Genomic DNA, 15,516 nt, shown 5'->3' on the forward strand with positions numbered 1-15,516 from the left:
TTGTATTTTACAGATAATGAATACTCATGTCAAATTTAAAATACTAATATATTAAAAAACTCATGAAAATAACATATACATAATTTCCCAGGAAATATATGTTTTATTTGCAGCTATAAGACAATCTAAATTTCAGGGCTTATTATCTGAATAGAAGGTTTTGTTAATACTTTATTTATAACCTTAAGTATTTCTTCTTCCGTAAAATTGTTTAAATTATTTTCCTCATATAAAAACTTTTCATAAGAACCATACATTATTTCGTAGGAAGTTAAACTTTTGCAAAGCTCCACAGCTCTTTCCATATTAAATTCTCTTTTAAGCTTTATGATTTTAGCAGTATTTTCTATTCTTTCTTTCGTAAAATAATTTTTACTTGTTTTAATGTCATTTATTATACTGTCTATAAGCTTTATTGCAGTTTTTATATTGAACTTAGAAGTTCCAAAATAAATTGTATATAGTTTTATTCCTTTTTCATTTTTAATAGTGCTTCCTATATCATATACAAGTCCATGCTTTGTTCTTACTTCATCATAGAGAATACTGCTTATCCCTTCTCCAAAACTTACATTAAAAAGCTTCAAGATATTTACTTCCCTATCAGTGAGCTCATGAATTGAATATATATACTGAAGTTTTGCTCCGCTTATTCCTTTTCGTTCCTTTATAAATATTCCTGAAATATTATCTTCGTACAGTTTCAGCTGAGGCTTTACATATTCCTTTCTCCACTCTCCTAAATTTTCTTTAACTATTTTTAATACCTCATGAAAACCTAATGAGGATATAACTGTAACTACACAGTTTTCAGGAGCATAAAACCTTTCATAAAATGCTTTTATCTCATCTAGAGTTATAGATTTAACACTTTCCTTTGACCCTATAATAAGTTCTTTTATCCTTCTATTTTTAAATGCATTAAATAGAAGCTCATCCTCGCAGTATTGTGTAATATCATCCTTCCACTCTAAAAGCTCTTCACAAATAATATCTATCTCTTCTTTAAAACCTTCTTCTTTAAAGCTTGGGTTTAAAATAATATCTGAGTATAATTCAAAACCTGTTCTAAAATCCTCACTTAGAGTTGTTCCATAATATATACAATAAGGATAATTTGTCATGGCATTATGAAAAGCAAAAACCTCATCACAAAGTTTATTAATTTCCTTCTCACTTCTTGTGCTAGTACCTTTAAAAAGCATATGCTCAACTACATGAGCAATGCCTTTTTTATACCCTTCTTCCATTAAAGCACCTGCTTCAAAACCAATGCAAAAGGATGTAAGGTTTCCTGATCTGTATTCATATATAAATTTAATACCATTAATTAGAATTTGTTTTTGCAAGCCTATTCCCCCGATTCTTAATTCATCTTGCTTTTTCATTTATTTTTACTTCTTTAACAACTTCATCCAAAACTGCAAGCATAAGGCTTACACCTCTTCCAGCTCTGTTTTGCTTTTTAATGCTTTGAAGGCTTACATTTTGGTTATTTTTCTTATTTGTAGTCAATATAATTTCACAATAACTTTCTAGAGATAAGGCTATCTCATCTATTTTTATAGAGTTCACAACTTCTTCTCTATTTATTAGTGCTGCGAAAATAACTTCATCCTGATCTTTTAGGTTTATACCTAAAACACCTGAAGCAGCTTTTCCCATAGTTGGTATGTCTTGTTCATCAATTCTTATTCCGAAAGCTTTCTTTGTAATTATTAAAATATCCTTTTTTGTATCTCTTAAACTAAATAAAACATCAATAAGCCTGTCATCTTCACTCTTAAATTTATAAGATACAATACTGCTGAAATCTCCATTAAAATCTTCAAAACCAGTTTTTTTAACAAGTCCTTTTGCTGTAAAAAAGAATATATCAATATTCTTTTTTGTATCTTTAATACCAATTAAGTTTAATACTTTTACTCTGCTGTCAATATCAAATAAACTGTTTAAACTTATTTCTCTATCTTCTAAATTGGAAAGCATAACAGCATCAAAGCTAACTGCCGTTCCATTGTCTAAAAATATAAATATTTTTTCCAAAGAGTTTGTAAATATAGATTTATTTTTTTTACCAATGGCCTTTTTGCTGCTATACACTTTCATACTGCCTTCTGCACTTACAGCTAAATAAAACTCTTTATACTCTCCTTCCTCTATATACTCTACAGATATGACTTCATCTTTAGGACATAAGTTTACCAATTTCAAAGAAGAAATATTTCTTTCTAGCGCTTCAATTATAGGCTCTTTAACAACAAACTGCAGACTATTTTTTGTTATTATTTTAACAAAACCCTCTTTTCGCTGTTTTTCTACAAGTTTTACATCTGCTAAAGTTTCATTATCTTTTAATTTTAATGCCTGCAGCTTTGAATAAGTACTGTTGAACTTATCTAAGCCTGTCTTTTTTATATTCCCTTTACTTGTTATAAAAATAAAATCCTTTTGAACAGATATATCCTCTATAGAATGTACGGATACTATTTTTTCAATGCTTAAATTCAAAGACTTCACAATTTCGTCTATTCTCTCGCCCTTTTCCTTCCATTTATATTCTGGAACAGCATTACCTTTTAACTGATACATATTTCCTTTATCAGTAAATAGCATAATTGTATGCTTTGTGTTAGATTCAAAGACAAACTTATTAAAATCTCCTTCTCTATAATCTATGTCCTCAACGCTGCTGTTTATTCTGTTATAAGATTTTAAAGGTACCCTTTTTATAAAACCTTCATTAGACATTGTTACTACAATGTCTTCCACTACTATAAGCTCTTCAACATCTATTTTAGCTTCTTCATCATCCTCAATTACAGCTGTTCTTCTATTATCTCCAAACTTTTCTTTTATTTCTAAAAGCTCCTTCTTTATAACCTTCAAAAGTTCTTTTTCATTATCTAAAATCTTTCTAAGCCTAGCAATTTCCTTTTCTAAGTCCTTATACTCCTTTTCGAAAGTTTTAATTTCAAGACCAGTTAATCTATAAAGCATAAGCTCCAGTATAGCTTCTGACTGAATTTCTGTAAATCCAAAGTTTAAAACCAGATTTTTTTGGGCATCTTTTTTAGACTTTGAAGCTCTTATAAGAGCAATTATTTCATCCATTATTCCAATAGCCTTTATAAAACCTTCAACTATATGAAATCTTTTTTCTGCAATTTCAAGTTCTCTTACAGTTCTTCTTGTTACTACTTCTTTTTGATGATTTACATAATGGGTTATTATAGTTTTAAGTCCCATAGTTTCTGGCTTTCCATTAGATAGAGCAACCATGTTAAAGGATATATTACACTGTAAATCAGTCTTTTTAAATAAATATTTTAATATTTTTTCTCCTGCAGCCTCATCAACAGATTTTTTAAACTCAATTACAGCCCTAACTCCGTTTCTATCTGATTCGTCTCTTATATCTGTTATAGCCTCCAAAACTTTTGAATGTTTTTTATCTCCTGTCATTTCGGATATAGTCTGAAGAAGCTTTGCCTTTGACCTTCTGTAAGGGAACTCAGTAATTACAATTCCTAATCTTCCATTTTCAAGTTTTTCAACCTTTGCCTTGGCTCTTAAAGTTACTTTTCCTTCTCCAGTTTCATAAGCAGAAATCAAAGAATTCTTACCTATAATTATTCCACCTGTAGGCAAGTCTGGTCCTTTTATAAAGCTTAAAAGCTCCCTAGTTGTAATTTCATTATTATCTATAAAGGCTATAGTTCCATCTATAACTTCTTTTAAATTGTGAGGAGGTATGTTAGTTGCCAGTCCCACTGCTATACCAAAGGCTCCGTTTACTAAAAGGTTTGGAAACTTACTTGGAAGCACCTTTGGCTCCTTCTCAGTATTTGAATAGTTGTCCACCATATCAACTACATCTTTATCTATATCTCTTATCATTTCCATAGCTAAAGGAGTTAGTCTTGCTTCAGTATAACGCATAGCTGCAGCACTGTCCCCATCCTGACTTCCCCAGTTTCCATGTCCGTCAATTAAAGGCATTCTCGTTGTAAAATCTTGAGCTAATATTACCATAGACTCATACACCGAGCTGTCTCCATGAGGATGATATTTTCCAAGTATATCTCCTACAATTCTGGCAGATTTATAATAAGGTTTATCAGGAAAAGCCTTAAGAGTATAGGCTCCATAAAGAATTCTTCTATGAACAGGCTTTAATCCATCTCTTACATCTGGCAATGCTCTATCCTTTGCAACCTCTACAGCATAAGGAAGATAATTTTCCGGCATTGCTTCCTCAATAGGTATTTTTATAATATTATTATCCTTTGGAATATCTATTTTTTTAGCCATATGCTTCAACCTTTCTTCTAAAATTCCGCATACTTATACATATAGTTTTTTCTAGGCTCTACTACATCTCCCATAAGAAGAGAAATCATTTTTTCTGCTTTTGCGGCATCTTCTATGGTAACTTGCTGAAGAGTTCTAGTTTCAGGATTTAGGGTTGTCTCCCAAAGCTGATCTGCATTCATCTCTCCAAGACCTTTATATCTTTGCAGCATAGCTCCTTTTCCAACCTGTTTTTTCACAGTTTCCAGTTCCTCATCGCTATAAGCATATTTAACTATTTCCCCTTTTTTATCACTTTTATAAACCTTATAAAGAGGTGGAAGAGCTATGTATAAATGTCCATTAGCAATAAGCGGCCTCATATATCTGTAAATATATGTCATCCAAAGTGTTCTAATATGATAGCCGTCTACATCCGCATCTGCCATTATTATTATTTTTCCATATCTTAAGTCTTCTTCCTTATAATTATCAAGCACTCCAGTTCCTACTGCTGCGTTAAATATTTTTAATTCTTCACTACTAAGCACATTTTCCAGCTTTTGCTTTTCCGTATTCATTATCTTTCCTTTTGAAGGCATTATAGTTTGAAATCTTCTGTCCCTTGCCTGTTTTGCACTTCCTCCAGCCGAGTCTCCCTCAACAACTATAAATTCACATAAAGAAGGATCTTTTAAGGTACATACAGCTATTTTCCCTGCAAGAGGTGCAGTACCTTTTCCCACCTTTTTCTTTTCTGCCTCATTTATCTTTTTTATTTTTTCTCTTCTGGCAGCTGCTTCTATAGCATTGTTAATCATAATTGCTGCAATATCTTTATTGTCTTCAATCCACTCTGAAAGCTTAGTGTAAGCTAAATCATTCATCATAGTATATGCTTCATTATTTCCAAGCTTATTCTTAGTCTGGCCTTCAAAAACAGGATTACTTATTTTTATTCTTACTATAGCAGTAAGACCTTCTCTCAAGTCATCACCTTCAAATTCCTTATCCTTTTCCTTTATTAGATTTAGCTTTTTAGCCCATTCCTTAAATGCTCTTGTCATTCCTGTTTTAAAACCGCTCTCATGTGTTCCAGCATCACGAGTCGGTATGTTATTAACGTAGCTTGCAATATACTCAGTAGTAGAATCTGTAAACTGCATACACACTTCACCATATATATTTAGACCATTTATAAATCTTTCACCTTCAAACAGTATAGGCTCTTGATGAAGCACCGACTTGCTTTCATTTAAATAATGTATAAAATCTAAAAGTCCTCTTTCTGAATAGTATTCTTTTTTTACAAGTTCAGCTTCTCTTTCATCAATAAGTACTAGAGTAATACCCTTGTTCTGAAATGATAATTCCTGAAGTCTTTCATCTATTATTTCAAATTTAAAATCAGTAGTTGAAAAAACCTCTTTGTCAGGTTTAAAAGTAACTCTTGTTCCATTTTCTTTAGTTTTTCCTATAACTTCAAGAGGAGAAACAGGAGTTCCCGGCATCTTTTTTTTAAGCTCACTGTCAAAGGTATACTCAAACCTTTGCCTAAATATTTGTCCATTTTGATGAACCTCTACCTCCACCCATTCCGAAAGAGCATTTACCACTGCTGCACCAACTCCATGAAGTCCTCCTGAAGTTTTATAGTTCTTATTATCAAACTTTCCACCAGTATGGAGCTCTGTAAAAACCATCTCCACTCCAGATTTTTTTTTAATAGGATGAATACCTGTTGGTATTCCTCTTCCATTATCTATTACTGTTGCACTTTTATCCTTATTAAGTATTATTGTTACCTTATTACCATAACCATTTGATATTTCATCTATAGAGTTGTCCAATATTTCCCACAAGCAATGATGTAGACCCCTAGAACCTGTAGAACCTATATACATTCCTGGTCTTACTCTTACTGGTTCCAATTTCTCTAGGGAAGTTAAATCCGTAACATCGTAGGAGTTTTTTCTATTTTTATCTTTTTCCATATTTATCCTCCATGTGTTAAAACTGTATGTAATTAATTGTATAGTTTTTTTTCAAAAAGTAAAGGGAATGTTTGAGAACGCATGTTCTATTGTATGACATTACTATAAATAAAGCAATAGGCAATCAGTTAAAATTAACTAATTGCCTATTGCTTTATCATTATTTAATTTCGTTAATCAATTCCCTGAATTTAGGTAAAGATCTCTCAATCGTTTCATAAGCTACACAATACGCAATTCTTACATAACCTGGACAGGCAAACGAAGTTCCTGGAACAATGAGTATATTATGCTGTTTAGCCAAGTTGCAGAATTTTATATCATCTTCAATTGGAGATTTTACAAATAAATAAAAGGCACCTTGCGGTTTAATACATTCATAGCCATATTCTACAAGACTATTGTATAGTAATTCTCTATTTCTATTATATATATTTAAATCCACTTTAGCATCTAAACATCTTGCAACTACACGCTGAAATAATGAAGGAGCATTTACAAAACCTAAAGTTCTGTTAGCTACATTTACAGCAGCAATCAAATTTTGAAAATCTGCTACTTCACTTGGTACTACCAAATAACCAATTCTCTCTCCAGGCAAAGATAGAGATTTGCTATAGGAATAACCAACAATAGTATTTTCATAATATTTTGTAATATATGGAACCTCTACTCCGTCATATACTAGTTCACGATAAGGCTCATCAGAAATGATATAGATTTCTGTTCCTAATTCCTTTTGTTTTTCTCTAAGTATCTCAGACATTTTAATAATAGTATCTTCTGAATAAACTACTCCTGTAGGGTTATTAGGAGAATTAACAATAACCGCTCTTGTTTTGTGATTTATTTTTTCTTTAAATTCTGAAAGATTAGGTTGAAAATCTATGGTATTTGGTGATACTACAACTACTTTCCCCTCAGAATTAGAAACATATCCGTTATACTCTCCAAAGAAAGGAGCAAACACTATTACTTCATCTTCTGGGTTCAGAAGGGCTTTGAAAATAACATTTAATCCTCCAGCAGCTCCTACTGTCATAACAATATTGTTTTTATTAAAATTTGTACCAAACTTATCATTAATAGATTCTGCAATTGCTTCTCTTACATCTTCATAACCAGAGTTATTCATGTATCCATGAACCATATTTATATCTTCATTGTTTATAATATCTATGATAGCATTTTTCACAGCCTCTGGAGGTGCTACATTTGGATTTCCTATACTAAAATCATACACATTTTCCGCACCATATTTTGCTGCTAATCTTTTACCTTCTTCAAACATAGCTCTTATCTGTGAACTATTTTTGATATATCCTGCAACTTTATTTGAAATCATATTTTTTTGCCCCCTTCTAAGATAAATAAAATAATTATATAAAGCCCCCTGGCTTTATATACATTATATAGAACATTTTTAATAATCTCAATAATAAAAAATTTATTTAGCTAATACCCTTTCAAATTTAAAAAATACTTTAAAAATTATTCTATAAACAACGACATATTCTCTTGTCTAATTGTTTTAAAAAGGAGCCTCCGTTAAACAACGAACAGCTCCCTATAGATTTTCTATAAAACAAAAATTTTAACTAAATTATTGATTTAAAGTGCGTTTTAAAAACTCTCTGGTACGTTCCTGAGTTGGGTTGTTGAATATTTGCTCTGGAGTTCCTTCTTCTGCTATAACTCCTTTATCCATAAATACTACACGATCAGCTACTTCCTTTGCAAATCCCATTTCATGAGTTACGATAAGCATTGTAAGACCAGATCCAGCAAGTTCCTTCATAACCTTAAGAACTTCACCAACCATCTCTGGGTCCAGTGCTGAAGTAGGTTCGTCAAAAAGCATAACATCTGGTTCCATAGAAAGTGCTCTTGCAATGGCTACACGCTGTTTTTGACCGCCAGATAGCTGTTTTGGTTTTGCATTTATATACTTATCCATTCCAACTACCTTCAAATATTTCATAGCAACTTTTTCTGCTTCTTCTTTGGAGCGTTTTAACACCTTCATCTGTCCAACGGTGCAGTTGCTTAAAACATTGTGATTATTAAACAAATTAAACTGCTGAAACACCATTCCAAGCTTAGTACGATATGCATAAATGTCATGCTTATCATCTAAAATATTTTCACCTTTATAAATAATTTGGCCTCCACTTGGTTTTTCTAAAAGGTTGACACATCGAAGAAGAGTTGATTTGCCAGAACCTGAAGAACCAATTATACAAACTACTTCTCCTTTGTTTACTGAAAAATCTATATCTTTTAATACTTCATGACTTCCAAAGGATTTACTTAAATGTTGAATCTCTATTACTTTTTCCATTCTTTTCCCTCCTTCATCTAATAATGTCCTGTTCCGCCATTATTTGTTCTGCGAAGCATATCTTCAGGAGTTTCTACCTGCATTTGATTAGCATACATAATATAATTCTCTGGCCCCTCCAGTTTCCTCTCAATGTAACGCAGTATTCTTGTTATTGTAAAGGTCATAACAAAATAAAGTACACATGCTACAAAGAAAGATTCAAAATAGTGAAAATTCATTCCTGCAACTGATTTAGTTTGGAAAAATAATTCTGATACTGAAATTACATTAAGTACTGAAGTATCTTTTATATTAATTACAAACTCATTACCTGTTGCTGGTAAAATATTTCGAATTACTTGAGGTAATACTACATTAAGCATAGTCTGAATATGGTTCATTCCTATAGCATGAGCTGCTTCAAATTGCCCTTTATCAATAGAAACAATACCTCCTCTAACTATCTCAGACATATAAGCTCCAGTATTAATAGACACTATAATTATTGCAGCTGTAAACTTATCCATATCTATATTGAAAGCTAACTTGGATCCATAATAAATTACCATAGCTTGTACAATCATAGGAGTTCCACGAAAAACTTCTATATAAACTGAAAGAATTGCATTAATAACCTTAAGAAAACCTCTTTTTACTCCACGTTCAGGCATTGGAATAGTACGTATAACCCCTACTAACAAACCGATAATAGAGCCTAAAACAGTACCAATCATAGAAATTACCAGCGTTGTGCCTGCTCCTCTAAGAAACATGGGCCAGTTTTTTGAAACGATTTTCACAATCCACTCTATGCTCATTTTTCTCCTCCTTATTCTCCTTTAGTCAGAAACCGAATGCGTTATACCGCACCCGGTTTCAAAAAATACTATTTAGCTGCTGGTTGATTTTTAATAGCAGTATCCATAATAGTTTTTCTCTCCTCTTCTGAGATACCTGCTAAGGTTTTATTAATTTTTTCAGTTAAATCACTGCCTTTTGCAACACCTACAGCAATTGCTGTATCTTCATCTGAAGTAGTAAATCCATTTTTAAATTCTACCATTTTAAAATTTGAATTAGCAGACTCAGCACTAACCCCTTCTGGACGTTCTGAAACATATCCATCAATCATTCCTGATTCAAGAGCAACTCTCATTGCAGGGAAGTTATCCATAGCAGGCTGTTTAGCCACGCCTTGAATTTGATCTATTACTGTATAATGGAAAGTGTTTAACTGAGCAGTTATCTTTGCTCCTTTAAAGTCTTGGATGGAAGTAGCACCATCATATTTACCGCCCTTTTTAACAACCATAACTAAATCTGATTTATAGTAGTTGTTTGAAAAATCTATTGTCTGCTTACGCTCTGCTGTTGGAGACATACCTGCAATAATCGCATCAATTTTACCAGAAGTTAGTGCTGGAACAAGACCATCCCACTCAGTCTTAACTATAACCAGCTCTTTACCCAAATCTTTAGCAATTCTTTTTGCCATTTCTACATCGTATCCTCCTGCATATTCTGAGCTGCCCTCAATTTTAACAGCACCATTTGATGCATCTGTTTGAGTCCAGTTAAAAGGAGCATATCCAGCTTCCATACCTACCTTGAAAGTTCCACCTTTTGTTGCTGCTTGTTCAGTTGTTGACTTTACTTCCTCTTTTTTGCTGCTTGATGCACATCCTGTTAAAATCATAACTGCTGATAAAGACATTGCAATTAATAATGATATTTTTTTCTTCATGATAAATCTCTCCTTACATTTTATTTAATTTAATATACGATTTTAAACCTCTCCTATAAACAAAGTTTATACTGTTTAATGTATGTTTAAAAATTTTACGACATACAAAAAGACCTGAGGCGAGCTCAGGTCGTAATACGCAAAATTACCCAATACTCCTTCTTTTCCCAAATGAGATAGCACAACTCAATAAACCGGGACGTTTATTGAGACAGTCCTGCAGCTCTTAACTGCAGACCCAGCAAGTAATACTGAGAATATTACTAGCTTCGGCGATGTTTCCTTCTCCTTAGAATCATTGCTTCTCCTACTCCTCTAAAGACTGTTAAACACCGCGCCTCTACCTCACTAGAAAAGTGAGGTTTTATTAAATTTTCATTTATATTCTACTGCAAAATAATATTTTCGTCAATATAAAAAAGTAAAAACCTTAATAATTTACATAAATACAAATTGAACAAAAACCATATAAATAACCGTACCTACCCCAATGCTTAGAAGTGTATTTTCTTTCCAATTATGAATCACTATAATGCAAAGAATAGCTATAAGTTCTGGAATCCAATATGCAGAACTTCTGAAATTAACCGTTTTAAGACAGTATACCACTAACAAACCGATAGCAGAAAAAGGCAAAACTTGTCCAAGATAATTTATATATGAATTATTAGATTTTATATCTTTAAATAAAATAAAAGGCAAAAACCTTGTTATCATCGTACCAATTGTTACCATGCAAATAATAATAAATGTTTGAACAGGCGTTAAAATCACTATATTCCCTCCTCTGCTGCTACTTTCTTTTCAACACATTTTTTTCGGGATATTATTAATACCGCCAATATTGATAACATAGAAGGAATAATAAAATTGCTTTGTCCGAAAACAAGCAAACATATAATAGAACATAAAACACCTATTACTGCAGGTTTGTGATTTTTCTGACTTTTCCACTGTTCTACGAATATTACTACAAAAAGAGCAGTTAACACAAAATCAAGCCCCTTTGTATTGAATGAAATTATATAACCTACTATTCCACCAAGTGCAGAACCTAACACCCAATAACTGTGGTCAAGAAGTGTAATAAAAAAATTAAACCATTTCCGATTTACATCCTTTGGCGGCTCAGCTGAACATATAATAGAAAATGTTTCATCACACAAACCAAAGATAAGATATGGCTTAAATTTACCAGCATCCTTATACTTTTCAAGTAATGAAATTCCATAAAATATATGCCTGGCATTTATCATCAATGTCACAAGTAGCGCATAAACAGGATTAAATGCTGATGTAAGAAAAGTAATTGCAACATATTGAGCTGAACCTGCAAATGCCATAAGACTCATCAAAACTATCCAGTGAACACCATATCCCTTACTGCTCATTAAAATACCATAAGCAATTCCTAAAAAAGTAAACCCAGTAAATACTGGAATAGTATGAGGAAATGCTGCCTTTAATGCTAATGTTTTTTCTTTCAATATTATCACCTCTTTAAACTTCATCGACGGGTACATTGACAGTTCGTTTTTCTATACCCATTACCATACTTGTTTCTACACTGCTAATTGTTGTATTCTTCATTAATGAATCAATTATAAAATCCCTATAACTTTCCATATCTTTTGCTACAATTTTAAGGAGATAATCATGACTTCCTGTAAGTGTATAACATTCCTGAATCTGTGGAAATCTATTCACATCCTCTAAAAATGAATGTATTGTTTCCCTGTTTAAAGGTGATAAATTGACAAGTACAAATGCAAGTACTTCCATTCCTAATTTTTTCTCATCAACAATAGCAGCAAATTTTTTTATAACTCCAGTTTCTACCAAGTTCTTTGTTCTTGCAAGGCAAGCTGATGGTGATAATCCAACTTTTTTTGATAATTCTAAATTTGAAATTGAACCGTCTTCCTGCAATTCTCTTAAAATTGCTCTATCAGTATTATCAAGTATCATTACAATATTATATCCTCCTTTGCCCTATACAAAAAATTTTGTTTTGTATAATAACGATAATACCATATTATATTTTGTTTGTAAATAAAATATAAGAATTAAATACAACAGCGCAACAACAGAGCAATAGGAGCAATAGGGACAGTTATTTAATATTTTAACCTACTGCCTAAAAGTTCTATTCTTTTTAGATTAAATTTTAATTATTATGTTTCTTTATTATTACAGTTTAAAATAATTTCTTGTTAATTTAATATTTTTTTCAATGCTTGTCCAATTATAATGTTAGATAATCATTAATATTTTGTTAATATTTTGTCATGCCTTTACTTCTACAATTTATTTTTTCTTTAACAAGCATATTCCATCATAAACTCCCGGGTTATATTCCTATATTTCTCCTCATCAAGAAGCTTTACCCCAAGGCTGCTTAATTTTGAAACCCTGCTTTGAGTTATGTTTCCAAAGACACGACAAATTTCACTGCATTTTAAGTTGCAAAGACTTCTCATTAAAAGTACAGCTAAAGCCTTTGCTTCAACTATTTCCCTACAGTATTTAGTATGTAATTTTATTTTTTTAACTTCCATCTTTAATGCAATAAATTCTATTATCTCTTTAATTTTAACGTTCCTGACTAATATCTTTCTTCCACTTCTGTATTCTGTCCCTTCGCTTAAAAATTCAACTTCCTCTTTAAAAACTTTATCACAGCATTTATATACTAATCTCATATAACTTTCCCTTGCTTTTTTAGGATTTTTGCTAAACATACCCATAATAAAACCATCTTCAATTAGTTCATAGGGGTCATGTCTTAGCCCTAGATATATTGGAAGACTTGAAAATTCGTATTTCTCTGGGCAGTTTTCAAATCCCTTAATATCACATGGGTTGTTATGTACATAGGCTGATAGAGCATAGAGATATACTTCACTCTTTACCATTTTACTTTTAAATCTGTCTTGAAATAGATGTCCATGTCTTTTATGTTTGTGGTTAAAATATTGTGCGTAGGAAAAATTTATGCTGTGCATAATCCTTGAAATATCTGTTCCATTAGTATCTATTATTAAATGAAGATGGTTATCCATGAGACAGTATCCATATACTCTAAATTCATAAGTTTTTTGATATTTTTTAACAAACTCTAAATAACAAGCCTTATCCTGATTATCCTTAAACAAATTAACTTCACTTATACTTCTAGCCATTACATGAAAAATAGCGTTTTCTTTCTTTTGCCTTGCTATTCTTGGCATAAAAAAACATCTCCATTCAAAAGTTTACTTTGTAATTAGTATTCCCTTTGAATTAAGATGTTATTCTTTGTTTCTAAATAGTACTTATATGTCCCTATCTTCTGCATATTTCATTGAAACTATTTTTAGTTATATCGATGTGGGTCAAAGCTCTGTCATTAGAAAAATTTCCCAACTTATCGACAGTACCTTTATTTCCTATTGAAAGTCTCCAATAATTAGTTCTCCCACCGCCTGAATTCATTATTCTAAGGGTTATTTTTTGTATTCGTATAACCCATCCGTCACCAGCTGCATTCTCTAACGTTCCTCCATACTTGTTTGCAATCTTTTGTGCTAGCTGATAATTAGGATTGGTCAATACATAAGTCATCAACATGCCTGCAAGGTTCTTTATAACCGAACCTGCAAACCACCCTAGTGCAGCTCCTCCTACCGCAAATCCAGCTATAGTTGCATTTCTTTTCCATCCTGTTAGTTTATAATAATCTGCAACAGCTTTGCCGAGTAAACCACCTAATCCTGCACCTATTACTGCACCTACAACATTTACCACAACATGTCCACTAGGATCTGCATAAATAACAGGATTATTCTGTGCAGATGTGTATTGATTTAAGCTCAAGATATCAACTTCAAACCCATGGAAAGTATCCCTTGTTATAAACCTTCCAACATTTGCATCGTAATATCTTGCCATCAAGTAGTAAAGTCCTGTTGCTTCATCATATCTGTATCCTGCATATCTTAATGGGTTAGCTGATGCCACACTACTGCTTTGAAATAACAACTACGTAGTAGGCAGTATCTCTTTTGTACAAGAAAGAGTATAGTTATCCTTTTAACTACACTTTTTCTGAAAATTATATTTATAGCTATAATGTTATATTTAAAATGGATTGATTTATATTTATTCTAAACCTTATTAATACTTACTATATTAATTGCAAATCGAGTTTAAATTAAATTTAATGCACTTGCAACTTCCTTTGCTTTTATTCTAACTTCTTGTTCACTATAAAAGGCATTAGGTATTTTTAAATCTTCTTCAAAAGGTGAAAACCTACTTGTTACAATCATTAACTCTTCAAATAATTGTTGTTCTATTTTTGTTAATGAATTATCGTATTCTAAATTAAATGTATCTGAAAATAAATCACAAAATATATTTGTATCGTATTTGTTTTTTAAATAATAATTTAATAAATAATATAATTTTTCTTTTTGTGTCATAAAAAAATCCCTTTCATAGTTATTATTTCGTATACATAAAATGCCAAATTGAATTAGTTGATCTATCGTATAATACTTCCAGTTTATATGATACACCATTTTTAATCATTCGAGAATAATACATTATGGCTCTTGATCCTCTAGGGTCTGGCTTAGCAACACCATTCTTGATTGCGTCTATTAAAGTTTGAACAGGAACAAACCTCCCTGTCTGTTGCATTCTTTCTGTTGCTTTTAATGAGAAGTTAACACCATTGTCAAGTACTTTGAAATATCCAATAAGTTGTAAAATCCATTTTGGCATTTGTATTGCTATATTAGCATTTGCAATCAAATACTTAGTTGTAATGCCTGCTACAAGTTCACCAGCGAAGAAACCAATCACAGCACCACCAAGCATAACTGCTGATCGAACTGCCCAGTATTTTGCTCCTGTACACCCAAGATGTTTTGCAACATAATCGCCAAAAGCCCATCCTGCAATGCCCCCTATTATGCTAAGGGCAATACCTATAGGTGTGGGTGCATGACCATCTTTATCAATATACATTACAGGATTGTTATTTGTGTAAACATACTGATTTAAACTTCTTGGCTCATCTTCAAACCCATGGAAAGTATCCCTTGTTATAAACCTTCCAACATTTGCATCGTAATATCTTGCCATCAAGTAGTAAAGTCCTGTTGCTTCATCATATC

At 31.8% G+C, this 15,516-nt stretch carries 14 protein-coding genes and 1 riboswitch; all 14 genes read right to left on the reverse strand.

Annotated elements, in window-relative coordinates:
• Positions 1-125: 125 nt before the first annotated feature.
• The gene (locus tag M2651_RS11955) at positions 126-1,388 is read right to left on the reverse strand and encodes a M16 family metallopeptidase (RefSeq protein WP_252132581.1); all 1,263 of its coding nucleotides are present in this window, start codon (positions 1,386-1,388) and stop codon (positions 126-128) included.
• Positions 1,372-4,314 (reverse strand): DNA topoisomerase IV subunit A, encoded by a 2,943-nt coding sequence (locus tag M2651_RS11960; RefSeq protein WP_252132582.1) that lies wholly within the window; start codon positions 4,312-4,314, stop codon positions 1,372-1,374. The genes M2651_RS11955 and M2651_RS11960 overlap by 17 nt, the downstream gene beginning before the upstream one ends.
• Before the next feature lie 17 nt (positions 4,315-4,331).
• A complete protein-coding gene (locus M2651_RS11965; protein WP_252132583.1) occupies positions 4,332-6,287 on the reverse strand; it encodes a DNA gyrase/topoisomerase IV subunit B in 1,956 nt (651 codons plus the stop codon).
• A 160-nt stretch (positions 6,288-6,447) separates the two neighbouring features.
• Positions 6,448-7,632: a pyridoxal phosphate-dependent aminotransferase gene (locus tag M2651_RS11970; RefSeq protein WP_252132584.1), complete on the reverse strand. Its 1,185-nt coding sequence runs from the start codon at positions 7,630-7,632 to the stop codon at positions 6,448-6,450.
• A gap of 258 nt (positions 7,633-7,890) precedes the next feature.
• Complete coding sequence (locus tag M2651_RS11975) at positions 7,891-8,628, reverse strand: amino acid ABC transporter ATP-binding protein (protein WP_252132585.1); 738 nt, start codon at positions 8,626-8,628, stop codon at positions 7,891-7,893.
• A gap of 17 nt (positions 8,629-8,645) precedes the next feature.
• Positions 8,646-9,428 carry an amino acid ABC transporter permease gene (locus M2651_RS11980; protein ID WP_252132586.1) on the reverse strand — a complete coding sequence of 261 codons (783 nt, stop codon included), beginning with the start codon at positions 9,426-9,428 and terminating at the stop codon, positions 8,646-8,648.
• Positions 9,429-9,496: 68 nt separating this feature from the next.
• A complete protein-coding gene (locus tag M2651_RS11985) occupies positions 9,497-10,354 on the reverse strand; it encodes a transporter substrate-binding domain-containing protein (RefSeq protein ID WP_252132587.1) in 858 nt (285 codons plus the stop codon).
• Between the two features lie 169 nt (positions 10,355-10,523).
• A riboswitch (Lysine riboswitch) is annotated at positions 10,524-10,705 on the reverse strand.
• A gap of 87 nt (positions 10,706-10,792) precedes the next feature.
• A complete protein-coding gene (locus M2651_RS11990) occupies positions 10,793-11,128 on the reverse strand; it encodes a branched-chain amino acid transporter permease (RefSeq protein ID WP_350338301.1) in 336 nt (111 codons plus the stop codon).
• Positions 11,128-11,841, reverse strand: a complete 714-nt coding sequence (locus tag M2651_RS11995) for an AzlC family ABC transporter permease (RefSeq protein ID WP_252132588.1) — start codon at positions 11,839-11,841, stop codon at positions 11,128-11,130. Before M2651_RS11995 ends, M2651_RS11990 begins: the two co-directional genes overlap by 1 nt.
• Positions 11,842-11,854: 13 nt before the next feature.
• The gene (locus tag M2651_RS12000; RefSeq protein WP_286208000.1) at positions 11,855-12,322 is read right to left on the reverse strand and encodes an Lrp/AsnC family transcriptional regulator; all 468 of its coding nucleotides are present in this window, start codon (positions 12,320-12,322) and stop codon (positions 11,855-11,857) included.
• Between the two features lie 350 nt (positions 12,323-12,672).
• Positions 12,673-13,584, reverse strand: coding sequence for a transposase (locus M2651_RS12005; protein ID WP_252132589.1), 912 nt, complete (start codon positions 13,582-13,584; stop codon positions 12,673-12,675).
• A 94-nt stretch (positions 13,585-13,678) separates the two neighbouring features.
• On the reverse strand, positions 13,679-14,353 hold the full coding sequence (locus M2651_RS12010) for an RHS repeat-associated core domain-containing protein (protein WP_252132590.1): 675 nt from the start codon (positions 14,351-14,353) through the stop codon (positions 13,679-13,681).
• A gap of 188 nt (positions 14,354-14,541) precedes the next feature.
• On the reverse strand, positions 14,542-14,817 hold the full coding sequence (locus M2651_RS12015; RefSeq protein ID WP_252132591.1) for a hypothetical protein: 276 nt from the start codon (positions 14,815-14,817) through the stop codon (positions 14,542-14,544).
• A 22-nt stretch (positions 14,818-14,839) separates the two neighbouring features.
• A partial coding sequence (locus M2651_RS12020; RefSeq protein WP_252132592.1) for an RHS repeat-associated core domain-containing protein occupies positions 14,840-15,516 on the reverse strand: 677 nt, incomplete at its 5' end.

It is taken from the genome of Clostridium caldaquaticum (assembly GCF_023806125.1).
GTDB classification, from domain to species: domain Bacteria; phylum Bacillota; class Clostridia; order Clostridiales; family Clostridiaceae; genus Clostridium_AT; species Clostridium_AT caldaquaticum.